Here is a 22,500-nt window from a genome sequence, read left to right on the forward strand (position 1 = left end):
GGCACCCGAGCGGGCATGGTTGGATGCGAAGAGGGGAACCGCGGAAAACGCGTAACACCGCGCGAAGGCACGCAGGCTACGCAGGCGCACCTAGAGCGCGGGAGCGCGACGACAGGCGGGAAGTCAGGCGGAAACGGCGGAATCAGTGAGGATCTTCGGCAAGGTGCGGCACCGTCCCTCCGCTTCTTGGCGGCAGGCGACGGACCGCGCGTTCACGCTTATCGGCGACGGGCGGTACGAGGACGCCGGAGCCCTGCTCACCCGTGCCGCCGATCTGGAGCCGTGGCTCTCGGAGTCCTGGTTCAACCTCGCGCTGCTCCACAAGTTCCGGCACGACTGGGAGCAGGCGCGCGCGGCCGGTCTGCGCGCCGTCGCCCTGCTCGACCGGGAGACGGGGGCGCCCGACTGGTGGAACGTGGGCATCGCGGCCACGGCCCTCCAGGACTGGCCGCTGGCCCGCCGCGCCTGGCAGGCGTACGGGCTGCGCGTGCCCGGACAGGCCCAGACGGCCGCCGCCGCGGGGGAGCCCGCCGGGATGCAGCTGGGCAGCGCCGCCGTACGGCTCTCCCCGGAGGGCGAGGCCGAGGTCGTCTGGGGCCGGAGGATCGATCCGGCACGGATGGAGGTCCAGAGCATCCCGCTGCCGTCCTCCGGGCGGCGCTGGGGCGAGGTCGTGCTGCACGACGGCGTCCCGCACGGGGAGCGGACCACCGCCGCCGGACCCTCGTACCCCGTCTTCGACGAGATCGAGCTGTGGGCGCCCTCACCCGTCCCCACCTGGGTGGTGCTGCTGGAGGCGGCCACGGAGAGCGACAGGGACGCGCTGGAGCGGCTCGCGGCCGACGCGGGCTTCGCCGCCGAGGACTGGTCGTCCTCCGTCCGGCTGCTCTGCCGGGCCTGCTCGGAGAGCGCCATGCCCGCCGACGAGGGCGACGGCAGCGTCCATCTGGACCCGCACGACCACAGCTCGCCAGGCCAGCCGGGACCGCTGGGCCATATGACGCCGGGCGGCCCGGGGGAGCTGTGGGTGCCCGAGCGGGAGTGCGGGCTCGCCGCGCCCGCGGGCCTGGTCCGGGGCCTGCTGGACGGCTGGGTCGCGGACAGCCCTGACACCCGTGAGTGGCGGGATCTGGAGGAGGTCTGCTGAGGCCCCTTCCGACGCCCCGTACCCTGTAGGCCGAAGAGTCGGCTTGTGGGTATGGCAGGGAAGGCGTACGAGGGCATGGCGCAGCAGCAGGGAACCGGTTCCGGGACCGGGCCGGTGGACGGCGAGTTCATCGACGACGTGACGGACGCCGAGGCCCGCGAGGAGGCGTACCGCGCGCGGGGCACGGCCCGCCCCATCACGGTCGTCGGCAATCCCGTGCTGCACCGCGAGTGCAAGGACGTCACGGCCTTCGACGACGAGCTGGCGAAGCTCGTCGACGACATGTTCGCCAGCCAGCGCGCGGCGGAGGGCGTCGGCCTCGCGGCGAACCAGATCGGCGTCGACCTGAAGGTCTTCGTCTACGACTGCATGGACGACGAGGGCGTCCGGCACGTCGGCGTCGTCTGCAACCCGGTGCTCGACCAACTGGCCGCCGAGGACCGGGTCCTGGACGACGGCAGCGAGGGCTGCCTCTCCGTCCCGGGCGCCTACGCGCCGCTGGCCCGCCCCGACCAGGCGGTCGTGCGGGGCCAGGATGCCGAGGGCAAGCCGGTCGTCGTGCGGGGCACCGGCTACTTCGCGCGGTGCCTCCAGCACGAGACCGACCACCTGTACGGGTACCTCTACATCGACCGGCTCTCCAAGCGCGAGCGAAAGGACGTGCTCCGCCAGATGGAGGAGAACGAGCCGAGGTACGAGGTCGTGCCGAACGACTGACGGCGTCCCCGGCGCCCGGGTGCCTCAGAAGTCGTCGTCGAAGCTGACCGAGCCCTCGACCGCCACCTGGTACGCCGAGGGGCGGCGCTCGAAGAAGTTGGTCAGCTCCTGGACGTTCTGCAGCTCCATGAACGAGAAGGGGTTCGTGGAGCCGTAGCGGACGGGGAAGCCGAGGCGGGCCAGCCGCTGGTCGGCGACGGCCTCCAGGTACTCCCGCATGGAGTCCGTGTTCATGCCCGGCAGCCCCTCCCCGCACAGGTCGCGCGCGAACTGGAGCTCCGCCTCGACGGCCTCCTCCAGCATCGCCGTGACCTGCTTCTCCAGCTCCGCGTCGAAGAGCTCGGGCTCCTCCTGGCGGACCGTGTCCACCACGTCGAAGGCGAAGGACATGTGCATGGACTCGTCGCGGAACACCCAGTTGGTGCCGGTCGCGAGCCCGTGCAGCAGGCCGCGCGAGCGGAACCAGTAGACGTACGCGAAGGCGCCGTAGAAGAACAGCCCCTCGATGCACGCCGCGAAGCAGATCAGGTTGAGGAGGAAGCGGCGGCGGTCCGCCTGCGACTCCAGCTGGTCCAGCTTCTCCACCGAGTCCATCCACTTGAAGCAGAACTGCGCCTTCTCGCGGATGGACGGGATGTTCTCGACGGCCGCGAACGCCTCGACGCGGTCGTCGTGGTCGGGCAGATACGTGTCCAGCAGCGTCAGATAGAACTGGACGTGCACGGCCTCCTCGAAGAGCTGCCGCGACAGGTACAGCCGCGCCTCGGGGGAGTTGATGTGCTTGTAGAGGGTGAGCACCAGGTTGTTCGCCACGATCGAGTCACCCGTGGCGAAGAAGGCCACCAGACGGCTGATCATGTGCTGCTCGCCCGGGGTGAGCTTGGCGAGGTCCGCGACGTCGGAGTGGAGATCGACCTCCTCGACGGTCCAGGTGTTCTTGATCGCGTCCCGGTAGCGGTCGTAGAAGTGCGGGTAGCGCATGGGGCGCAGGGTCAGCTCGAAGCCCGGGTCGAGCAGGTTCTTGTGGTCACTCATCACTGGCAGGCCTCGCAGGACTCGGGGTTTTCCAGGGAACAGGCGAGCGCTTCCTCGCTCGTCGCCTGCTGCGCGGGGAGCGAGCTCGCCGCCTGCGCGATGCGGGTCGCGGGGCGCGACCGCAGGTAGTACGTGGTCTTGATGCCGCGCTTCCAGGCGTACGCGTACATCGAGCTGAGCTTCCCGATGGTGGGGGAGGCCATGAACAGGTTCAGCGACTGGCTCTGGTCGAGGTACGGGGTGCGGTCGGCGGCCATGTCGATGAGGGCGCGCTGCGGGATCTCCCACGCCGTGCGGTACAGCGCCTGGACGTCGGCGGGCACCCAGCCCAGGTCCTGGACCGAGCCGTTGGACTCGCGCAGCGCCTCGCGGGCGCGGTCGTCCCACAGGCCGTGCCGCTTCAGCTCCTCCACCAGGTAGGTGTTGACCTGGAGGAACTCGCCGCTGAGCGTCTCGCGCTTGAACAGGTTGGAGACCTGCGGCTCGATGCACTCGTAGACACCCGCGATCGAGGCGATGGTCGCGGTCGGCGCGATGGCGAGCAGCAGCGAATTGCGCATCCCGGTGCGCGCGACACGGGCGCGCAGCGCCGCCCAGCGGTCCGCCCAGCGCGGCTCGGCGTTCGGGTAGTGGTCCGGGTGCAGCACGCCGCGCGCCGTACGGGTCGCGGACCAGGCCGGGAGCGGGCCGTTCCGCTCGGCCAGCCCGGCGGACGCCTCGTACGCCGCGAGCATGATCCGCTCGGCGATACGGGTGGAGAGCGCGCGGGCCTCCGCGGAGTCGAAGGGCAGGCCCAGCCGGAAGAAGACGTCCTGGAGGCCCATCACGCCCAGGCCGACCGGCCGCCAGCGGGAGTTGGAGCCCTCGGCCTGCGGGGTCGGGTAGTAGTTGATGTCCACCACGCGGTCGAGGAACGTCACGGCGGTGCGGACGGTCGCGTCGAGGCGCTCCCAGTCCATCTCGCGGCCGTCCCCGCCCTCGCCCAGGTGGGCGGCGAGGTTGACGGACCCGAGGTTGCACACGGCGGTCTCGCCGTCGTCGGTGACCTCCAGGATCTCCGTGCACAGGTTCGAGGAGTGGACGGTACGGCCCGGCTCCGCCGTCTGGTTGGCGGTCCGGTTGGAGGTGTCCTTGAACGTCATCCAGCCGTTGCCGGTCTGCGCGAGGGTGCGCATCATCGCGCCGTAGAGCTGCCGCGCGGGCACGGTCCGCAGCGCGCGCCCCTCGGCCTCGGCCCTGCGGTACGCGGCGTCGAACTCCTCGCCCCACAGGTCGACCAGCTCGGGCGCGTCCGCGGGCGAGAAGAGCGACCAGTCGGCGTCGGTCTCGACGCGGCGCATGAACTCGTCGGGGATCCAGTGCGCCAGATTGAGGTTGTGGGTGCGGCGGGCGTCCTCGCCGGTGTTGTCGCGCAGCTCCAGGAACTCCTCGATGTCCGCGTGCCACGTCTCCAGATAGACGGCGGCGGCGCCCTTGCGGCGCCCACCCTGGTTCACGGCGGCGACCGAGGCGTCCAGGGTCTTGAGGAACGGCACGATGCCGTTCGAGTGCCCGTTCGTCCCCCGGATCAGCGAGCCCCGCGCGCGGATCCGCGCGTACGAGAGGCCGATGCCGCCCGCGTGCTTCGAGAGGCGGGCGACCTGGTGGTACCGCTCGTAGATCGAGTCCAGCTCGTCCCGGGGGGAGTCGAGCAGATAGCAGGACGACATCTGGGGGTGGCGGGTGCCGGAGTTGAAGAGGGTGGGGGAGGAGGGCAGGTAGGAGAGCGAACTGGTGAGCCCGTAGAGCGCCGCGACCTCGTCCACGATCTCGTCCGCGGCGCGCTCGGAGTCGCCGTCGGCCAGACCGCAGGCCACGCGGAGCAGGAAGTGCTGCGGCGTCTCGATCACCTGACGCGTCGTCGGGTGCCGGAGCAGGTAGCGGGAGTGCACGGTGCGCAGCCCGAAGTAGCCGAAGCGGTCGTCGGCGCCCTCGGCGAGGGCCTCCTCGACGAGCGCGTCGAGCCGCGCGGCGTGCGTACGGACGAAGGCCGCCGTGGCGTCCGCGATCAGCCCCTGCGCGTGGCCGACGGCGACGGAGGCGGAGAACGAGGTGGCGCCCTGGGAGGCCGCCTCCTCGCGGATCGCGAGGGTGAGCAGGCGCGCCGCGAGCCGGGAGTGCTCGGGCTCCTCACCGATCAGCCCGGCCGCCGCCTCGGTGGCGAGCTCCCGCAGCTCGGCCTCGGACGAGTCCCGACGGCGTCCCCGCAGGGCCGCGGCGGCGATCCTGCCGGGGGCGACGGCGGTGAGGTCCGCGGTGAGGTCGGTGAGGGTGCGCAGGAGCGCGGCGGCGGGCGCGTCGTCCGGAGCTTCGGGTTCCGTTCCGGGTGCCGTGAGTCCCGGTGCCGTGAGTCCTGGTGCCGTCGCCGACGGCACTGACGGAGCTGATGGTGCGATGGTCACTGCTCTGCTCTCCCTCGCTCAGGGGCCGAGGGCGGGCACGGGACGCCGGCGCGCGGGCATGCCGAACAGCGCCCTCACGGGCATGGCATTCCACGGCGCCGCCCCCGGTCCACTCCACGAGACCCGGACGTTCGTCGATGCCGCCCGGCAGGCATTCGGGCTCGCGCCGTACAGGCAGCACGGCGCACACCGCTGCGGGACAGCTCCGGAGTCACACCGGATTCCCCTGCGGCGAACGGCTCGGTCGAGCATACATGTTGGGGTGCGTGGTGGAGGCGCCCCTAGATGTTGTGTCGAGGGTCAAGAGATGGTTTACAGTGCGGTGGCGCGCCGCAGGGCCTTGCAGGGCCCTACAAGGCCCTACAGAGCCAGCGTGAACGCCTGGAGCGTGATGTCGACGCCCTCGATCGGGTTCCAGTCGCGGGCGGGCGCGCGGTGGAATCCGAGCCGGGTGTAGAGGCGGTGGGCGGCGTGCATGTGGGGCTGGCTGCAGATGACTATGCCCGTGCGGCCGCGCTCCCTCGTACGGTCCACGCACGCTCTCACGAGCGCCTCCCCGACCCCTCGGCTGCGGGCGGCGCCGTCGACCGCGAGCATCCGGAACTCGGCCTCGCTCTCGCCGGCCAGCTCCGCGTACGGGCCGCCGTCGCCTACGTATGTCACTGTGCCGAGGAGTGTGCCGTTCTGGTCGGCGGCTACCAGGAGCTCTGCCTGTGCCGCGCGGGTCGCGGCGTCCCGGAGTGTCCGCAGATACCCGTCCGACTCCCCGAAGTCCAGCAGCCCGTCCCGGAGATACACCTCTCCGGTCAGCTCCCCGACTGCCCCGAACTCCTCCGCGTACGCGGCCCTCACCGTAAAGTCCATACCGCCCATGATGTCCGCCCCCTCTGACAGAGAGCACCGCAATTTTCCCGGCCGAGCGTGCCGGGGTGCCCGGTGCAGGACTTCGGGGCTTGCCCCTTCGGGGGCACGGGGCTGTGTTTGATGTGCGGCTCCGCCGCGGGTGCGCGCCCGGTCACAACACCTCGGGGCTTGCCCCTTCTCCCTCAGGGGCGCGGGGCTGTGTTTGTTTTGCGGCTCCGCCGCGGGGCGCGACCGGTCCAAGACTTTTGGGCTTGCCCCTTCTCCCTAAGGGGCGCGGGGAACTGCGCGACAAGCCACGACGCGGGCGCGGCCCGCGAAGCACAGCCCGGGGCACCCCGGGCGCGGCTCTTGTGCGCGGGGTACCCGGCGTGGGGGGGCTGCGCTTGCCAACCCTGCGCCTTGCGCAGACTTCCCAAGCACAGCGGAGGGAGAAGCGGGGCTCGCCCCGGCAGGGGCGCAGCCCCAAGCTCAGAGGGGCGGAGGGAGAAGCGCAGAGCTCCCGAGCGCAGTGGAGTGGAGGGAGAAGCGCAGGCCTGCCAAGCGCAGCGGGGCGGAGGGAGAAGCGCAGGACTCCCAAGCGCTGTGGGGTGGAGGGAGAAGCGCGGACTTCCCAAGCTCAGTGGAGGGAGGAGCAGGGGGTGCCCTCTGCTTGGCTGGGGTGGGTTAGCAGCAGCGGTAGCCGTCTCTGGGGTCCGCCTCGCGGGCGTCCGTGCGGCGGCGCTCGAAGTCGCGGCGGGTCGGCACCGGGGCCGAGGGCCCCGAGTGCCGGCGGACGTGCGCCACGTACCGCTCGTACGCGCTCTCGTCCGTGAACTCGCGGACGTACCAGCGGATCCAGCGCCCCGCCCTCAGGAGAGGGTTCATCGGACCTCCTCACTGGACGAGGACGAGGACGAGGACGTGCCGGCGGCGGCAAGCTCCGCCTTCTCCTCCTTCGTGGGGATCAGCCCCGCCGGGGCGACGATCTTGGATTCCTGGTGCGGAACCTCCGTCAGCGTCGCGGTGCCCGGGTTGCGGATCGCCCGGAAGCAGGTGCGCCCGGCGTCCAGCAGCACCACGATGACGAGGACCGCGAAGAGCGCGGAGAGGACGCCGTCCACCGTGGAGTTGGTGACGACGGTGTGCATGTCGTCCATGTTCTTCGCCGGGGGAAGGACCTTGCCCGCGTCGATGGCCTCCTGGTAGACGGAGCGCTGCTCGAAGAAGCCGACCTTCGGGTCGCTGGAGAAGACCTTCTGCCAGCTGGCGGTGAGCGTGACGACCGCGTCCCAGGCGAGCGGAACGGCCGTGACCCAGGCCCACTTGAGGCGGCCGGACTTGACCAGGAGCGTGGTGCAGACGGCCAGCGCTACGGCGGCGAGGAGCTGGTTGGCGATGCCGAAGAGCGGGAAGAGCTGGTTGATCCCGCCGAGCGGCTCGTGGACGCCGACCCACAGGAAGTAGCCCCAGAGGGCGACGATCACGGCGCTGGAGGCCAGCAGGCCGGGCCACCAGCTGACGCGGCGGAACGGCTTGTAGACGTTGCCCAGCATGTCCTGGAGCATGAACCGGCCCACGCGCGTACCCGCGTCCAGCGCCGTCAGGATGAAGAGCGCCTCGAACATGATCGCGAAGTGGTACCAGAACGCCTTCATCCCGGCGCCGCCGATCACCTTGGAGAAGATCTCGGAGACGCCGATCGCGAGCGTGGGCGCGCCGCCCGTACGGGAGAGCAGCGACTGTTCCTCGACGGCCTTGGCGGCGGCGGCCAACTGGTCGGGGGTGATGGTGTATCCGAGGCCCTTCACGGCCTCGCTCGCGGCCTGCACGTTGTCGCCGATCACGCCCGCCGGGGCGTTCATCGCGAAGTAGAGGCCGGGGTCGATGATGCTGGCCGCGACCATCGCCATGATCGCCACGAAGGACTCCATCAGCATGGAGCCGTAGCCGATCATGCGGACCTGGGTCTCCTTCTGCATCATCTTCGGGGTGGTGCCCGAGGAGATGAGGGCGTGGAAGCCGGAGAGCGCGCCGCAGGCGATGGTGATGAAGACGAACGGGAAGAGCGAGCCGGCGAAGACGGGGCCGTCCCCGCCTCCGGCGAAGTCCGTGACGCCCTCCATCTTCATCGTCGGCAGCGTGAAGATGACGCCGAGGGCGAGCAGCCCGATGGTGCCGATCTTCATGAAGGTGGAGAGGTAGTCGCGCGGGGCCAGCAGCATCCACACGGGCAGGATCGAGGCGACGAAGCTGTAGACCAGCAGCCAGATGACCAGCGTGCTCGGCGCGAGCGTGAAGGCCTCGGCCCAGGAGGACTCGGCCACCCAGCGCCCGGAGACCAGCGCGAGCAGCAGCAGCGCGATGCCGATGACGGAGACCTCGGTGACCCGGCCGGGGCGCAGGACGCGCAGGTAGAAGCCCATGAAGAGGGCGATCGGGATGGTCATCCCGATGGAGAACGTGCCCCAGGGCGACTCCGCCAGCGCGTTGACGACGACCAGCGCCAGCACCGCCAGCAGGATGATCATGATCGCGAGGACGGCCAGCAGCGCGGCGGCGCCGCCCACCGGGCCGATCTCCTCGCGGGCCATCTGGCCCAGCGACTTGCCGTCGCGCCGCATCGAGAAGAAGAGCGTGACCATGTCCTGGACGGCGCCCGCGAAGATCACGCCGACGATGATCCAGATGGTCCCCGGCAGATAGCCCATCTGGGCGGCCAGTACGGGCCCGACGAGCGGCCCTGCGCCCGCGATGGCGGCGAAGTGGTGACCGAGCAGCACGCGCCGGTCGGTGGGGTGGAAGTCGATCCCGTTGTCGAGCCGTTCGGCCGGGGTGGCGCGGGTCTTGTCGACCTTCAGTACGCGGGTCACGATGAAGCGCGCGTAGAAGCGGTACCCGATGGCGTACGAGCCGAGTGCCGCCGCGACCATCCAGGCGGCCGACACCTCCTCGCCGCGCGCCAGGGCGAGTACGGCCCATCCGGCCGCGCCGACGAGCGCGACAGCTGACCAGATGGCGATGGATTTCGGGCTGGCGTTACGCACGCGAGTGTCCTCCTCGTCCCCCAGCGTCCACTGCGGGCCCAGTGAACATTGCACGACGCAAGGACCGTAGAACAGCGCGTTGGTCCGCGCCACACCGTGGCTGACGGCAGTTAGGACACGGAGCGATAACGCCCCGACGAGGGGGTCAGCCCTGGTCGGGCGCCGGGCGCTGGAGGTTGGCCACGAACTTGTAGCGGTCGCCGCGGTAGACCGAACGGACCCACTCGACCGGCTCACCCTGCGTGTCGCGCGAGTGCCGGGAGAGCATCAGCATCGGCAGCCCGACGTCGGTGCCGAGCAGCCCGGCCTCGCGCGGGGTGGCCAGCGAGGTCTCGATGGTCTCCTCGGCCTGGGCGAGATGGACGTCGTAGACCTCGGCCAGCGCGGTGTAGAGCGAGGTGTACTTGACCAGGCTGCGGCGCAGGGCCGGGAAGCGCTTCTGGGAGAGGTGGGTGGTCTCTATGGCCATCGGCTCGCCGCTGGCCAGCCGGAGGCGCTCGATGCGCAGGACGCGTCCGCCCGCGGGGATGTCGAGCAGGCCCGCGAGCCGGTCGTCGGCCGTGACGTAGCCGATGTCCAGGAGCTGCGAGGTGGGTTCGAGGCCCTGGGCCCTCATGTCCTCGGTGTACGAGGTGAGTTGGAGGGCCTGGGAGACCTTGGGCTTGGCGACGAAGGTGCCCTTGCCCTGGATCCGCTCCAGCCGTCCCTCGACGACGAGTTCCTGGAGGGCCTGGCGGACGGTCGTACGGGAGGTGTCGAACTCGCTGGCGAGGGTGCGCTCCGGGGGGACGGGGGTGCCCGGGGGCAGCGTCTCCGTCATCTCCAGCAAGTGCCGCTTCAGCCGGTAGTACTTGGGCACGCGTGCGGTGCGGGCGCCCGATCCGTTGCCCCCCGAGGGGCGGCTCCCGTCCGGTTCCGCCGCCGTGGCTGACGTCGCCGCTGGCGCGACCGCGCCCCCGTCCGAACTCATGGCACGCCTTCCCGACTCGTGTCGTGCTGCCGTCACCGGCTTCCTCCGTGTACGTAGCGGCTCACATCGTGGCACGGGCCGGGCCCGGGCGCGCTTCCCAGCTCAGATGTCGTTCCGATAACGGAAGCGACAGCGAGCTTTATACACCGTTGACACCCCTAAAGGTCTAGGCCAAGCTCTGCACACTGGTCTAAACCATTAAAGACCACTTCCAGTGTGCAGGGGAGGATGCTGTGAAACGTGGACTCATAGCCGCGGCTGGTGTCGCGGTACTGGTGGTGAACGTCGCGGCCTGTGGGTCCGACGGCGACGACAAGGGGTCGGGCCCCGACGACTGGAAGGGCCAGACTCTCACCCTGTGGGCGATGGACGGGTCCACTCCCAAGAAATGGGAGAAGGACATTAAGAAGGCCTTCGAAAAGAAGACGGGGGCCAAGCTCAAGCTCGAAGTCCAGCAGTGGAACGGCATCCAGCAGAAGATCACCACTGCCCTCTCCGAGTCCGACCCGCCGGACGTCATCGAGGTCGGCAACACCCAGACCCCCGCCTACGCCAAGACCGGCGGACTCGCCGACCTGAGCGACCTGAAGAAGGGCGTGGGCAAGGACTGGACCCCCTCCATCAACAAGTCCGCGGTCTTCGACGGCAAGCAGTACGCCGCGCCGTGGTTCGCCGTCAACCGGACGGTCATCTACAACAAGAAGATCTGGGCCGAGGCGGGGATCAAGGGCACGCCCAAGACCCGTGACGAGTTCTTCGAGGCGCTCGACAAGATCGAGAAGAAGACCGACGCCGAGCCGATCTACATGCCCGGCCAGAACTGGTACTTCTTCGACGGCCTGCTCATCGCCAACGACGCGCAGCTCGTGAAGAAGAAGGGCGGCAAGTGGGTCTCCAACCTCGGCGACCCCAAGGTCGGCGAGGCCATGAAGACGTACGAGAAGTACGCCTCCTACTCCAAGGCCCCCAAGGACAAGGACGAGGCCACCCCGCAGCAGGCCGAGGTCTTCGCCAAGGGCAAGACCGGCGCGTTCATCGGTCTGAGCTGGGAGGCGGCGACGGCCATCGACGCCAACAAGAAGATCGAGAAGGACATCGGCTACTTCACCATCCCGGGTGAGTCGGCCGACAAGCCCGAGGGCGTCTTCCTCGGCGGCTCCAACCTCGCCGTCGCGGCGGGGAGCGAGAAGCAGGAGCTGGCCAAGGAGTTCCTGAAGCTCGCGATGTCCGACAAGTTCGAGGGCGCCATGGCCAAGGAGGGCGGCGTCATCCCGAACAAGGACTCGCTCCAGTCCAACCTCAAGGGCAACCCGGCGGCCGAGGCCGCGGCGCCCGCGGTCAAGGACGGCGGCCTGACGCCGCTCATCCCCGAGTGGGGCGCGGTGGAGAACCCGCCGAACCCGATCAAGACCTATATGACGTCCGTGCTCAAGGGGAAGTCGCACGCCGAGGCGGCCAAGGGCGTCGAGGGCGAGATGAACAAGAGGCTCAGCCAGAAGCAGTGACACGGCGCTGAGTCCGTGGCCGACGGCCGGTGGAGGGGCCCCTCGTGGCGCCCCTCCCTCGGCCGCGCCGTCCGCCCGCGACCGGGGCGGTCGAGGCAACAGAGGCAACCCTTTTGTGAGTTGGAGCGTAGGTCTGGATGTCTGTTCACACCGGTAAGGCGCCGCCGGAGGACAAGGTGCCGTTCAAGCCGACGGGGAGCGAGCTCGCGCCCTCCGAGGTACGTCCCGAGAAGCCGCCCAGGGCGGGACTGCCGTACCTCCTGATGCTGCCCGCTCTCGCGGCCACCGCCATTTTCCTCGGCTATCCGCTGGTGCAGAACGGCATCCTCTCGTTCCAGAACCTCAACATGACGCAGCTGATCCAGCACGTCACCGAGTGGAACGGGGTGTCGAACTACACCGACACGCTGACGAACGAGCAGTTCTGGCGCGTCGTGCTCCGGTCGATGATCTTCACGGCCGTCAACGTCGTCGCCATCATGGTCGGCGGCACCCTGGTCGGCCTGCTGCTCGCCCGCCTCGGCTCCAAGATGCGGCTGCTGCTCTCGATCGGGCTGGTGCTCGCCTGGGCGATGCCCATCATCGCCGCGACCACCGTCTACCAGTGGCTGTTCGCGCAGCGCTTCGGCGTCGTCAACTGGGTGCTGGCCAAGCTCGGCTTCGAGGGGATGGCCGACTACAACTGGACCGGCAGCCAGTTCTCGACGTTCTTCGTCATCGGGCTGCTGCTCACCTGGACCTCCATACCGTTCGTCGCGATCAACCTCTACGCCGCGACGACGACCATCTCGCGCGAGCTGTACGAGGCCGCGGCGCTCGACGGCGCGGGCGCGTGGAAGAGCTTCAAGCACGTGACGTTCCCGTTCCTCAAGCCCTTCCTGCTCGTCGCGACGTTCCTCGAAGTGATCTGGATCTTCAAGGCGTTCCCGCACGTCTTCGCGGTCAACGAGGGCGGCCCGGACCGGCTCACCGAGACCCTGCCCGTCTACGCCTTCGTCGAGGGCGTCGGCAACCAGCACTACGGGGCCGGCGCGGCCATCTCCATGCTCACCATCCTGATCCTGCTCGCTCTGATGGCGTACTACCTGCGCATCGTGCTGCGGCAGGAAGACGCCGACGAAGAGGGGGAGACCCGATGAGGAAGTCACTCCTCGGCAAGATCTGGCCCAACGCCACGGCGCTCGTGCTCTTCGCCGGCTTCGTGTTCCCCGTGTACTGGATGTTCAACACGGCGTTCAAGAAGAACGGCGACATCATCAGCGAGGACCCCGTCTGGTTCCCGACGTCGCCGACCTTCGAGCACTTCAAGACGGCCGTGAACGCCGAGCACTTCTGGACGCTCGTACGGAACTCGGTCACCGTCACCGTGGTGGCCGTCGGACTCTCCCTGCTGCTCGCGCTGTTCGCGTCCTTCGCGCTCGCGCGGATGCGCTTCAAGGGCCGCAAGGGCGTGATCCTGGTCTTCATGATCGCGCAGATGGCGCCCTGGGAGGTCATGGTCATCGCGATCTACATGATCGTGCGCGACGCGGACATGCTGAACAGCCTGCTCCCGCTGACCCTCTTCTACACGGTCATGGTGCTGCCGCTGACGGTGATCACCCTGCGCAACTACGTCGCGGCCGTCCCCAAGGACCTGGAGGAGTCCGCGATGGTCGACGGCTGCACCCGTACGCAGGCGTTCGTGAAGGTCATCTTCCCGCTGCTGGCGCCCGGTCTGATGGCGACCTCGCTCTTCGGATTCATCACGGCCTGGAACGAATTCCCGATGGTGCTCATCCTCAACAAGGACGCGGAGGCGCAGACGCTGCCCCTGTGGCTGTCGAAGTTCCAGACCGCGTTCGGCGACGACTGGGGCGCCACCATGGCGGCGGCCTCGCTCTTCGCCATCCCGATCCTGCTGCTCTTCCTCTACCTGCAGCGCAAGGCGGTCAGTGGCCTCACCTCCGGTGCGGTCAAGGGCTGATCCCGGCTCACCCCGAAGGGACACGCGCCAGATGACCACATCCTCTGTTCGCCGCACCGACACCCTCACCCGCGACGCGCTGGCCGTCCTCCAGCCGGGCTTCACGGGAACGGCGGCGCCCGCCTGGCTGCTGCGGCACCTCGGCGACGGTCTCGCCTCGGTCGGCCTGTTCAGCCGCAACATCGACTCGGCGGAGCAACTGGCCACGCTCACCGCGCAGCTGCGCGAGGTCAGCCCCGATGTGCTGGTGGCGATCGACGAGGAGGGTGGCGACGTCACCCGCCTGGAGGCGCGTACGGGGTCCTCGTTCCCCGGCAACGCGGCGCTCGGCGCCGTCGACGACCCCCGGCTCACCCGGGGCGTCGCCCACGAGCTGGGCCGCCGCCTGGCCGCCGCCGGGGTCAACCTCAACTGGGCGCCCTCGGCGGACGTCAACTCCAACCCGGACAACCCCGTCATCGGCGTGCGCTCCTTCGGCGGCGACCCCGAGCTGGTGGCCCGGCACACGGTGGCGTACGTCGACGGGATGCAGTCGGCCGGGGTCGCGACCTGCGTCAAGCACTTCCCCGGGCACGGCGACACGGCCGTGGACTCGCACCACGTGGTGCCGCGCGTCGAGGCCGACCTCGACACGCTCAGGGCGCGCGAGCTGGTGCCGTTCCGGGCCGCGGTCGCCGCGGGCACCAAGGGCGTGATGAGCGGGCACATCCTGCTGCCCGCGCTCGACCCCACGTACCCGGGCACCGTCAGCCCGGCCGCGCTCACCGGGCTGCTGCGCGCCCCGGAGAGCGAGGGCGGCCTCGGCCACGACGGGCTGATCGTCACCGACGGGATGGAGATGCGGGCCATCTCCGCCACCTACGGCCTGGAGCGCGGCTGCGTCCTGGCCGTCGCCGCCGGGGCCGACGCGATCTGCGTCGGTGGCGGCCTCTCCGGAGAAGACACCGTGCTGCGGCTGCGCGACGCGCTGGTGAGGGCCGTGCGCGACGGCGAGCTGAAGGAGGAGCGGCTCGCCGACGCCGCAGCACGGGTCCGTTCCCTCGCGGAATGGGCACGCGGCGCGGGGGCCGCCAACGCGGCGGTCCCCGCGCTCGCCCCCGACCCCGGGATCGGCATGGAGGCGGCCCGCCGCGCGCTGCGCGCCACAGGCCTCGACACGTACAAGCGCCCCGACGGGCCGGTGTACGTCGCCGCCTTCACCCCCGTCGCCAACATCGCGGTCGGCGACGAGACGCCCTGGGGGCTCGGCGCCGAGCTGCGGCGGATGCTCCCCGGCACCGCCACAGCGGCCTACGACGGCTCCGTCCACGCGGTGGACGGCGACGGGGGAGCGGCCGCGGGCCGCGACCTGGGCGCCGAGGTGCTGCGGGCCGCCGACGGCCGCCGCGTCGTCGCCGTCGTCCGCGACGCGCACCGGCACGCCTGGATGAGCGCGGCCCTGGACACCCTGGTGGCCGCTCGTCCGGACACGGTCGTCGTCGAGATGGGTCTGCCCCAGGCGGAGCCCCGGGGCGCGCTGCACCTGGCCACGTACGGCGCGGCGCGCGTCTGCGGGCGCGCGGCGGCCGAGATCATCGCCGGGGAATGACCAGAGATCGGACGGAAAGTGCCCTCTCTCCAGGGGGATCGTAGGATCGATGTCGACACCCCGCCCAGCTCCATGGAGGCACCAAGCATGTCCGCCCCGTCGTCCACGACGCACGTTCCCGGCCAGATCATGGCGGGTGAGATGGCCGAGCAGCCCGCGGTGCTGCGGCGCATCCTCGACGAGGGGGCGGCCGGAATCCGCGAGGTCGCCGAGCGGATCGCCGCGAAGAACCCGCGCTTCGTCCTCCTCACGGCGCGCGGCACCTCCGACAACGCCGCGCTCTACGCGAAGTACCTGCTGGAGATCCTGCTCGGCAAGCCGTGCGGCCTGACCTCCATGTCGACCACCACGGCGTACGACGCGAAGCCGGACCTCACCGACTGCCTGGTGATCACCATCAGCCAGTCAGGCGGCAGCCCCGACCTGGTGGCCTCCACCAAGGCGGCCCGCGAGGCGGGCGCGATCACGCTCGCCGTCACCAACAACGCGGACTCGCCGCTGGCCGAGGTCAGCGAGTTCCACATCGACGTCCTCGCCGGGCCCGAGAAGGCCCTGCCCGCCACCAAGACGTACACGGCCGAGCTGCTCGCCCTCTACCTCTTCGTCGAGGGCCTGCGCGGGGGCAACGGCGCGGACGCCGCCAAGGCCCTCCCCGAGATCGCCGAGTCGGTCCTGGCCCGCAGGGACGAGGTCAAGCAGCTCGCCGCCCGCTACCGCTTCGCCGAGCGCATGGTCCTCACCTCGCGCGGCTACGGCTACCCGACCGCGAAGGAGGCCGCGCTCAAGCTCATGGAGACGAGCTACATCCCGGCCCTCTCCTACTCGGGCGCCGACCTGCTGCACGGCCCGCTGGCCATGGTCGACAACATCTCGCCGGTCATCGCCGTCGTCACCGAGGGCAAGGGCGGCGAGGCCCTCCAGCCCGTCCTGGACCGCCTCCGCGACCGCGGCGCCGACCTCGTCGTCATCGGCGCCCAGAACCAGGTGGACCACGCCTCGGCGGGCTTCGCCCTCCCCACCGAGGGCCTGGCGGAGGAGCTCCAGCCCATCGTCGAGATCATGCCCCTCCAGATGCTGGCCTACGAGGTCACCATCGCCCGAGGCCAGGACCCGGACGCCCCCCGCTCCCTGGCAAAGGTGACAGAGACCCGCTAACGCCGCCGCCCCGAAGCCCGCCCCGGAGGGGCGGGCTTCGGGGGCGCGAGCCCGGCAGCAGGCATCCCCGAAGCACGCCCGAAGGGCGGCTTCAGGGGCGCGGGGAACTGCGCGAGCGACCACGACGCACCCGCGCCCCGCGAAGCACCGCAAGGGGCACTCTCTGCTCGGCGCACCGTCAACGGTCCGCGTAGACACCAGGGTTCGCGACAGCGGCAGGGCGTTCCCCGGCACTCCAGGCGCGGAGCGCCTCGGCGGCCAGCCGAGAGTGCACGGCGATCACGTCATCGGACGCACCCCCGATATGAGGGGTCATCGTCACGTTCGGCAGCGAGAAGAGCGGGTGGTCGGGACGCGGCGGCTCCGCCCAGAAGACGTCGAGCCCCGCACCGGCGAGATGCCCGGAACGCAGCGAGGCGATGAGCGGGCCCTCCTCGACGACGGCGGCGCGCCCCGCGTTGACCAGGTAGGCGCCCGGCCGCATACGGGCGAGCTCCCGCTCCCCGATCAGCCCGATCGTCGACTCCGCGAGCGGCACATGCACGGACACCACGTCCGCCGCCGCCAGCAACTCGTCCAGCTCCACCACGCGCGCCTCGTCCCCGAACGCGCCGGGCGCCAGATACGGGTCGTACACCACCACCCGCATCCCGAAGGCCCGCGCCCGCGCGAGCACGCGGCGCCCGACGGCGCCGCCGCCGAGGATGCCGAGCGTGAGCCCGTTCAGCCCGCGCCCCCGGAAGAGCCGGTACGGGGCGAAGACGTCGTCCTCCGTCCAGTTGCCCTCCCGCATCCACGCCTCGGCGCGCGAGGTGTTGCGCAGCGTGGAGAGCAGCAGGGTGAAGGCCAGGTCGGCGGTGACGTCGGCGTTGCGGCCCGGGGTCGTCGCGACCGGGATGCCGCGCGCGGTGCAGGCGTCGAGGTCGATGTTGACGGGCGCGGCGCGGCACGAGACCGCGAAGCGGAGTCCGGGCGCGGCGGCGAGGGCCGCGCCGTCGAGCCGGTCGAGCTCGCAGACGACGGCGTCGGCGGAGGCGAGGGCGAGCGCGTCTTCCACCTCGGCCAGCGAACGGCCACTCGTGGACGGCGACGTCACGGTCACCTCGAAGTCCCGCTCCAGCTCCTTCGCGACGGCGCCGTCGAAGGCGGCGGTCACCAGCACGCGGGGGCGTTCGGGGACGGGGGTCGGTGCGGTCATGGGGGAGGATTCCTCTTCTCTCGTACGGTCACGGGCACGGGCGCGGGCACGGTCACGCCAGGCGGCGCAGCTCCCGCAGGGCGGGCCAGCCGGGGCGCAGCGCGTCCCGTACGGCCGTGAACGTCGCGTACTGCGCGTCGTGGAGGGCCGTGGCGGCGGGGTCGGGGGTGAAGACGTCGGCGTCGCCGAGCAGCGCGGCGGAGGCGGCGGGGAGGTCGCCGGAACCTGCGAGCGCGGCGAGCGCGAGCGCGGCGGCGCCCCGGGTGCCGACCTCCTGGGCGAGCGGGCGTTCGACGGCGCCGCCGGTGACGTCGGCGAGGATCTGGCAGAGCAGGTCGCTGGCGGCCGCGCCGCCGCAGACCCGCAGGGGGCCGGTGTGCCGCAGCGCGTCCCGGCACTCGCGCAGGCCGAGCGCGATCCCCTCGTAGACGGCGCGCAGGAGCTGGCCCCTGGTCGTCCCGTTGGAGAGCCCCAGCCAGGCGGCGGAGGCGTGGACGTCGCTGAACGGGGCGCGCTCGCCCGCCTCCGCGCCGTACGGCAGGTAGAGCACGCCGCCGGAGCCGGCGGGCACGGCACGGGCCTCGGCCTCGACCGCGTCCCAGCCGCCCTCGTCGGGGACGCCGGACAGCAGCGCGTCGCGGGCCCAGGTGAGGTTCGGCGAGCCCGACATCGGCGCGAGGCACTCCAGGACCTGGCCGTCGAAGCCGGTGGCGAGGGTGATGCCGACGGGGGTCGTCAGCTCGGCGGCGCTCGCGCGGGTCACGCCGAGGAAGGCGGTGGTGCCGATGATCGCGTACGCCTCGCCGGGGGAGACCGCGCCGGTCCCGGCGCCCGCCGTGGCGGTGTCCATCATCCCGGTGGCCACGGGGATCCCGGCGTCCAGCCCGAGCAGGGCCGCGGCTTCGGCGGTCAGCGGGCGGTGCGCGTCGGCGGGCACGACGGGCGGCAGCAGGCGGGCGAAGCGCCGGTGGCCCAGCCGGTCGATCAGCCCGTCCGCGTAGCGCCCGGTGCGGATGTCGAGGTAGGTGCGGGACGCCTCCGTGGCGTCGGTCTCCAGCACGCCGGTCAGCCGCAGCCGGATCCAGTCCTTGCAGTTGGCCTGGTGGCGGGCGCGTTCCAGCAGCTCGGGGCGGGTCTCGGCGAGCTCCTCCAGCAGCGGGGGCAGGGCGCCGGGGAAGACCGAGGAGCCGGTCACGGCACGGACGTCGGCGGCGCGTCCGTCGGCCTCCCACGCCCGTACGCGCTCCGTGGCGCGGTTGTCCAGCCAGAGCACCGCCGGGCCGACCGGCCGGTGGTCCTCGTCGAGCAGCCAGGCGCCGTCGCCCTGCCCGGTGAGCCCGATCGCCCGCACGGTGAGGGGCCCGGCCTGCCGTGCCTGCTCCAGGGCACCCGTGACGGTGCGTACGACCGCGTGCCAGACCTCGTCCATGGACTGCTCGGCGTGGCCGCGCTCCGGGTGGCCGACCTCGACGGAGGTGCGGGCGGTGGCCAGCTCACGCCCTTCGCCGGTCAGCACCGTGGTCTTCACCGCGGTGGTACCCGCGTCGATCCCGATCAGCGCGCTCTCAGGTGGCGTCATGACACTCTCCGACTGAACAATGGTGCACAACTCTGTGCGAACGTTCGCAATGTAGGTCGGTGGAGATCGAGGGTCAACTCTTGACAGCCGCGCGGGCCGGGCCGACTCTTGGCGGCCCAAAGTGCACCCGCCCGAACAATGGTTCATCTGCGAGGTGTGGCCGGACTCAAAGGAGAGTGCCCTCATGCCGTCGATGTCCGTATGGCTCGCCCGCCAGGGGATCGTGCGCCCCCTGGCCTGGGGCTATCTGGCGCTGCTGCTGTTCATGGTCGGCGACGGCGTCGAGCTGGGCTTCCTCGCGCCCTATCTGGAGTCCCGCGGCTTCGCCGCCTCCGACGTCGCGACGCTGGTCAGCGTCTGCGGCATCGTGGTGGCCGTCGCCGCCTGGCTGGCGGGCGCGCTCGCCGAGGCGTGGGGCCCGCGACGGGTGATGACCCTCGGCTTCGCGATCTGGGCCGGCTTCGAGGTGATCTTCCTGGCGCTGGGCGTGATGGCGGGCAACTACGCGGTCATGCTGGTCAGTTACGGCATCCGCGGCCTCGGCTACCCGTTCTTCGCCTACGGCTTCCTCGTCTGGGTCACCATGGCCACGCCCAAGGAGGTCATCGGCCGCGCGGTCGGCTGGTACTGGTTCGCGAGCACCGCCGGGCTCGGCGTCGTCAGCTCGTACTTCGCCGGTGCCGTCATCCCCGTCGTCGGCGAGCTGGTCACCCTCTGGATCTCGCTGGCCTTCATCCTCGCGGGCGGGCTCATCCTCTTCTTCCTGGTCCGCGCCCGCAGCGGCGGCGGGGGAGAGGGCGCGGGCGCCGCGTCCAATCTGCGCCAGGTGGTCAAGGGGCTCACTGTCCTGAAGACGCACCCCAAGGTCGGCGTCGGCGGCGTGGTCCGGATCATCAACACGCTCTGCTTCTACGCGTTCCCGGTCTTCGTCGCCTCGCACATGGTCCACGACGTGGGCTTCTCGCTGCCCCAGTGGCAGACGATCTGGGGCACGATGCTCTTCGCCAACATCATCGGCAACGTCCTCTCCGGCTACCTCGGCGACCGGATCGGCCAGATCAACGTCGTCGCCTGGATCGGCGGCGTGGGCTGCGTGATCGCCGTGCTCGCCATGTACTACGTGCCCGAGTGGCTCGGCCCGAACTTCGCCGCGACCATGGCCGTCGCCATCGTCCTCGGCCTCGCGATGGCGGCGTACGTCCCGCTCAGCGCGATCGTGCCGCTCCTCGCGCCCAGCCAGAAGGCCGCGGCCGTCGCGATCCTCAACCTCGGCGCGGGCCTGAGCAACGCGGCCGGACCCGTCCTCGCCCGGGTCTTCCTCGGCCCGCTCGGCGTCGGCGGCCTGATGTGGCTGCTCGCGGCGGTCTACGCGGCGGGCATCGGGCTCACGCTGCTGCTGCGGGACGGCGCACGCGACGAGGGCGACGCTTGTCCTCCGGAGGACGAGGAAGGCATGATGGGTGAACGAATGCTCGCGAGTGAGAACGGAAGTTCATCCCATGGAGGCCAAGGAGCTGCAGGGGAGGGTCGCCCGGCTGCACTACCAGCACGGGATGACGCACCACGAGATCGGCGCGCTGCTGGGGCTCTCGCGCGTGAAGGTGACCCGGCTGCTGGCTGAGGCCCGCCGCTCGGGGATCGTCGAGATCCGCATCCACAGCCCCAGCACCCCGTTCGGCGACCTGGAGGCGGCGCTGGCCGCCAGGTTCGGCCTGGAGCAGGTCTGGGTCGCCCCCAGCTTCGCCGACGCGGACCGTACGTACGACGCGGTGGGCCTCGCCGGGGCCGAGGCCCTCGCGGCGCTGGTCCCGCGGGCCTCCACGGTCGCGGTGGGCCTCTCCTCGGCGGTCGCGGCCACCCTCCCGCACGTCCGGTCGGCGCCCGTCCCCGGGCTCGGCTTCGTTCCGCTGGCGGGGAGCTGGGGCGGGGTCTCGCGGGGCATCAGCCCGCACGAGCTGGTCCTCCGGCTCGGCGCCTCCTTCGAGGCCGAGACGTACCACCTGCCCGCGCCGATCCTCGCTTCGTCCCCCGAGATGGGCCGGGCCCTGCGCGCCGACCCCGGGGTCCGCGAGACGCTGCGCCGGGCGGCCGAGGCCGACCTGCTGGTGGCCGGAGTCGGCGGCATGACCGGCAGCTCCGGGCTCCTGCTCGACCGGCTCAGCGAGCACGAGCGGGCCGAGCTGGACGGGGCGGGCGCCGTCGGCGACATCTCGGGCCGCTTCTTCGGCCCCGACGGCGCCTCCGTCACCGGCGAGGTCGACGAGCGCGTCGTCGGCCTCGCCCTCACCGAACTGACCGCCATCCCGCAGCGGGTGGGGATCTCCTTCGGCCCCCAGAAGGTGGGCGCCCTCCGGGCGGCCCTCCGCCACGGCCTCGTGAACATGGCGGTGACCGACGTCGAGACGGCGCGGGCACTGCTCCAGGACGAGAAAGAGAGTGACTGATGAAGCACCCTGAGACGACGGACGGGCTGATAGAGCAGCTCATCGACGTCGGGCGTACGGCCGTGGAGCGCGGCTTCGTCCTGGCCAGCGGCGGCAACCTCTCCGCGCGGCTGCCCGGCTCCCGCGAGTACGTGGTCACCGGCTCCGGCACCTGGCTGGACCGGCTCACGCCCGAGGACTTCACCGTGATGAACCTCGACGGCGAGACCGTCGGCGGGAGCCCGAAGCCGTCCAGCGAGTGGAAGCTGCACCAGCGCACGTACCGCGTGCGCGACGACGTGAACGCGATCGTCCACATCCACCCCCAGCACGCCGTCCTCGTCGACGCGCTCGGCCACGAGATCCGGCTGCTCACCCTCGACCACGCGGTCTACGTCCGCTCCGTCGGCCGCACCGTCTTCCACCCCAACGGCTCCGACGCGCTGGCCGACACCGCCGCCGAGCAGGCCAGGGAGCACAACTGCGTGCTGATGGCCCACCACGGCTGCTCGGCGCTGGGGGAGGACATCGGCATGGCCTTCCGCCGCGCGATGAACCTGGAGGAGGCCGCGACGGCGACCTACCGGGCGCTGCTGCTGGGGGACACGAAGACGACGTTCCCGGTGACGGCCGACGAGGCCATCCAGCACGCCTGAGAGCTCCGGCGGAGAGCCCTGGAAGCACTACGGGGAAGCACTACGGGCCGCAGTACCGGGACGGGACCCTCAACCCGCCCGGCGCTGCGGCCCGGAGCTTCAAGACCCCGGCGCAGTCAGGGCAGAGAGCGCCGTGAGCCTCGTTCCGGCCTCCTGTGCGGGGAGGCCAGAAGCATGTCCCAGGAATTGTGGACTAGACCACAGGTTCCTGTCTACGCCTTGCGCGACAGTAC

At 71.1% G+C, this 22,500-nt stretch carries 18 protein-coding genes and 1 riboswitch; of the genes, 10 read left to right on the top strand and 8 right to left on the bottom strand.

Annotated features, from left to right (window positions below; all coding sequences use genetic code 11):
* Positions 1 to 145 precede the first annotated feature (145 nt).
* Both ACGF3A_RS04620 and def read left to right on the top strand, forming a co-directional pair.
* Positions 146 to 1,147 (top strand): tetratricopeptide repeat protein, encoded by a 1,002-nt coding sequence (locus ACGF3A_RS04620; RefSeq protein WP_393725711.1) that lies wholly within the window; start codon positions 146 to 148, stop codon positions 1,145 to 1,147.
* A 75-nt stretch (positions 1,148 to 1,222) separates the two neighbouring features.
* Positions 1,223 to 1,864, top strand: a complete 642-nt coding sequence (def, locus tag ACGF3A_RS04625) for a peptide deformylase (protein ID WP_393727143.1) — start codon at positions 1,223 to 1,225, stop codon at positions 1,862 to 1,864.
* A 24-nt stretch (positions 1,865 to 1,888) separates the two neighbouring features.
* Here def and ACGF3A_RS04630 read toward each other — a convergent pair whose 3' ends face one another.
* The 6 genes from ACGF3A_RS04630 to ACGF3A_RS04655 all read right to left on the bottom strand — a co-directional run bounded on the left by ACGF3A_RS04630 (position 1,889) and on the right by ACGF3A_RS04655 (position 10,197).
* A complete protein-coding gene (locus ACGF3A_RS04630; RefSeq protein ID WP_393725713.1) occupies positions 1,889 to 2,899 on the bottom strand; it encodes a ribonucleotide-diphosphate reductase subunit beta in 1,011 nt (336 codons plus the stop codon).
* Positions 2,899 to 5,340 carry a ribonucleoside-diphosphate reductase subunit alpha gene (locus tag ACGF3A_RS04635; RefSeq protein ID WP_393725715.1) on the bottom strand — a complete coding sequence of 814 codons (2,442 nt, stop codon included), beginning with the start codon at positions 5,338 to 5,340 and terminating at the stop codon, positions 2,899 to 2,901. Before ACGF3A_RS04635 ends, ACGF3A_RS04630 begins: the two co-directional genes overlap by 1 nt.
* A 128-nt stretch (positions 5,341 to 5,468) precedes the next feature.
* Positions 5,469 to 5,604, bottom strand: a riboswitch (cobalamin riboswitch).
* Between the two features lie 96 nt (positions 5,605 to 5,700).
* Complete coding sequence (locus tag ACGF3A_RS04640; protein WP_393725717.1) at positions 5,701 to 6,204, bottom strand: GNAT family N-acetyltransferase; 504 nt, start codon at positions 6,202 to 6,204, stop codon at positions 5,701 to 5,703.
* 663 nt (positions 6,205 to 6,867) lie between these two features.
* Positions 6,868 to 7,068 (bottom strand): YbdD/YjiX family protein, encoded by a 201-nt coding sequence (locus ACGF3A_RS04645; RefSeq protein WP_393725719.1) that lies wholly within the window; start codon positions 7,066 to 7,068, stop codon positions 6,868 to 6,870.
* Positions 7,065 to 9,227: a carbon starvation CstA family protein gene (locus ACGF3A_RS04650; protein ID WP_393725721.1), complete on the bottom strand. Its 2,163-nt coding sequence runs from the start codon at positions 9,225 to 9,227 to the stop codon at positions 7,065 to 7,067. Before ACGF3A_RS04650 ends, ACGF3A_RS04645 begins: the two co-directional genes overlap by 4 nt.
* A gap of 145 nt (positions 9,228 to 9,372) precedes the next feature.
* Positions 9,373 to 10,197, bottom strand: a complete 825-nt coding sequence (locus ACGF3A_RS04655; RefSeq protein ID WP_393725723.1) for a GntR family transcriptional regulator — start codon at positions 10,195 to 10,197, stop codon at positions 9,373 to 9,375.
* Positions 10,198 to 10,430: 233 nt separating this feature from the next.
* Between ACGF3A_RS04655 and ACGF3A_RS04660 the strand changes: the two genes are divergently transcribed.
* The 5 genes from ACGF3A_RS04660 (at position 10,431) to ACGF3A_RS04680 (ending at position 16,411) form a co-directional block, all read left to right on the top strand.
* Positions 10,431 to 11,702 carry an extracellular solute-binding protein gene (locus tag ACGF3A_RS04660; RefSeq protein ID WP_393725725.1) on the top strand — a complete coding sequence of 424 codons (1,272 nt, stop codon included), beginning with the start codon at positions 10,431 to 10,433 and terminating at the stop codon, positions 11,700 to 11,702.
* Between the two features lie 137 nt (positions 11,703 to 11,839).
* On the top strand, positions 11,840 to 12,841 hold the full coding sequence (locus ACGF3A_RS04665) for a carbohydrate ABC transporter permease (protein ID WP_393725727.1): 1,002 nt from the start codon (positions 11,840 to 11,842) through the stop codon (positions 12,839 to 12,841).
* On the top strand, positions 12,838 to 13,668 hold the full coding sequence (locus ACGF3A_RS04670; protein ID WP_393725729.1) for a carbohydrate ABC transporter permease: 831 nt from the start codon (positions 12,838 to 12,840) through the stop codon (positions 13,666 to 13,668). The genes ACGF3A_RS04665 and ACGF3A_RS04670 overlap by 4 nt, the downstream gene beginning before the upstream one ends.
* Positions 13,669 to 13,699: 31 nt before the next feature.
* Positions 13,700 to 15,256 (top strand): glycoside hydrolase family 3 protein, encoded by a 1,557-nt coding sequence (locus ACGF3A_RS04675; protein WP_393725731.1) that lies wholly within the window; start codon positions 13,700 to 13,702, stop codon positions 15,254 to 15,256.
* A gap of 87 nt (positions 15,257 to 15,343) precedes the next feature.
* Positions 15,344 to 16,411 carry an SIS domain-containing protein gene (locus ACGF3A_RS04680; RefSeq protein ID WP_393725733.1) on the top strand — a complete coding sequence of 356 codons (1,068 nt, stop codon included), beginning with the start codon at positions 15,344 to 15,346 and terminating at the stop codon, positions 16,409 to 16,411.
* A gap of 178 nt (positions 16,412 to 16,589) precedes the next feature.
* Here ACGF3A_RS04680 and ACGF3A_RS04685 read toward each other — a convergent pair whose 3' ends face one another.
* Together ACGF3A_RS04685 and ACGF3A_RS04690 are read right to left on the bottom strand one after the other, a co-directional pair.
* A complete protein-coding gene (locus tag ACGF3A_RS04685) occupies positions 16,590 to 17,609 on the bottom strand; it encodes an NAD(P)-dependent oxidoreductase (protein ID WP_393725735.1) in 1,020 nt (339 codons plus the stop codon).
* Positions 17,610 to 17,661: 52 nt separating this feature from the next.
* Positions 17,662 to 19,188, bottom strand: a complete 1,527-nt coding sequence (locus ACGF3A_RS04690; RefSeq protein ID WP_393725737.1) for an FGGY family carbohydrate kinase — start codon at positions 19,186 to 19,188, stop codon at positions 17,662 to 17,664.
* A 184-nt stretch (positions 19,189 to 19,372) separates the two neighbouring features.
* Between ACGF3A_RS04690 and ACGF3A_RS04695 the strand changes: the two genes are divergently transcribed.
* The 3 genes from ACGF3A_RS04695 to ACGF3A_RS04705 are packed head-to-tail and all read left to right on the top strand — an operon-like array spanning position 19,373 to position 22,267.
* A complete protein-coding gene (locus ACGF3A_RS04695) occupies positions 19,373 to 20,809 on the top strand; it encodes an MFS transporter (protein WP_393725739.1) in 1,437 nt (478 codons plus the stop codon).
* A complete protein-coding gene (locus tag ACGF3A_RS04700) occupies positions 20,742 to 21,632 on the top strand; it encodes a sugar-binding transcriptional regulator (protein WP_393725741.1) in 891 nt (296 codons plus the stop codon). Before ACGF3A_RS04695 ends, ACGF3A_RS04700 begins: the two co-directional genes overlap by 68 nt.
* The gene (locus ACGF3A_RS04705) at positions 21,632 to 22,267 is read left to right on the top strand and encodes a class II aldolase/adducin family protein (protein WP_393725743.1); all 636 of its coding nucleotides are present in this window, start codon (positions 21,632 to 21,634) and stop codon (positions 22,265 to 22,267) included. Before ACGF3A_RS04700 ends, ACGF3A_RS04705 begins: the two co-directional genes overlap by 1 nt.
* The last annotated feature ends 233 nt before the right edge of the window (positions 22,268 to 22,500 follow it).

It is taken from the genome of Streptomyces sp. NPDC048172, from assembly GCF_043202595.1.
Classification (GTDB): domain Bacteria; phylum Actinomycetota; class Actinomycetes; order Streptomycetales; family Streptomycetaceae; genus Streptomyces.

Coding starts and splice junctions, on each gene's coding strand:
- def (WP_393727143.1), top strand. CDS start 1,223: ATGGCGCAGCAGCAGGGAACCGGTTCCGGGACCGGGCCGGTGGACGGC.
- ACGF3A_RS04630 (WP_393725713.1), bottom strand. CDS start 2,899: ATGAGTGACCACAAGAACCTGCTCGACCCGGGCTTCGAGCTGACCCTG.
- ACGF3A_RS04640 (WP_393725717.1), bottom strand. CDS start 6,204: ATGGACTTTACGGTGAGGGCCGCGTACGCGGAGGAGTTCGGGGCAGTC.
- ACGF3A_RS04645 (WP_393725719.1), bottom strand. CDS start 7,068: ATGAACCCTCTCCTGAGGGCGGGGCGCTGGATCCGCTGGTACGTCCGC.
- ACGF3A_RS04655 (WP_393725723.1), bottom strand. CDS start 10,197: ATGAGTTCGGACGGGGGCGCGGTCGCGCCAGCGGCGACGTCAGCCACG.
- ACGF3A_RS04665 (WP_393725727.1), top strand. CDS start 11,840: ATGTCTGTTCACACCGGTAAGGCGCCGCCGGAGGACAAGGTGCCGTTC.
- ACGF3A_RS04670 (WP_393725729.1), top strand. CDS start 12,838: ATGAGGAAGTCACTCCTCGGCAAGATCTGGCCCAACGCCACGGCGCTC.
- ACGF3A_RS04675 (WP_393725731.1), top strand. CDS start 13,700: ATGACCACATCCTCTGTTCGCCGCACCGACACCCTCACCCGCGACGCG.
- ACGF3A_RS04680 (WP_393725733.1), top strand. CDS start 15,344: ATGTCCGCCCCGTCGTCCACGACGCACGTTCCCGGCCAGATCATGGCG.
- ACGF3A_RS04685 (WP_393725735.1), bottom strand. CDS start 17,609: ATGACCGCACCGACCCCCGTCCCCGAACGCCCCCGCGTGCTGGTGACC.
- ACGF3A_RS04690 (WP_393725737.1), bottom strand. CDS start 19,188: ATGACGCCACCTGAGAGCGCGCTGATCGGGATCGACGCGGGTACCACC.
- ACGF3A_RS04695 (WP_393725739.1), top strand. CDS start 19,373: ATGCCGTCGATGTCCGTATGGCTCGCCCGCCAGGGGATCGTGCGCCCC.
- ACGF3A_RS04700 (WP_393725741.1), top strand. CDS start 20,742: ATGACGCACCACGAGATCGGCGCGCTGCTGGGGCTCTCGCGCGTGAAG.
- ACGF3A_RS04705 (WP_393725743.1), top strand. CDS start 21,632: ATGAAGCACCCTGAGACGACGGACGGGCTGATAGAGCAGCTCATCGAC.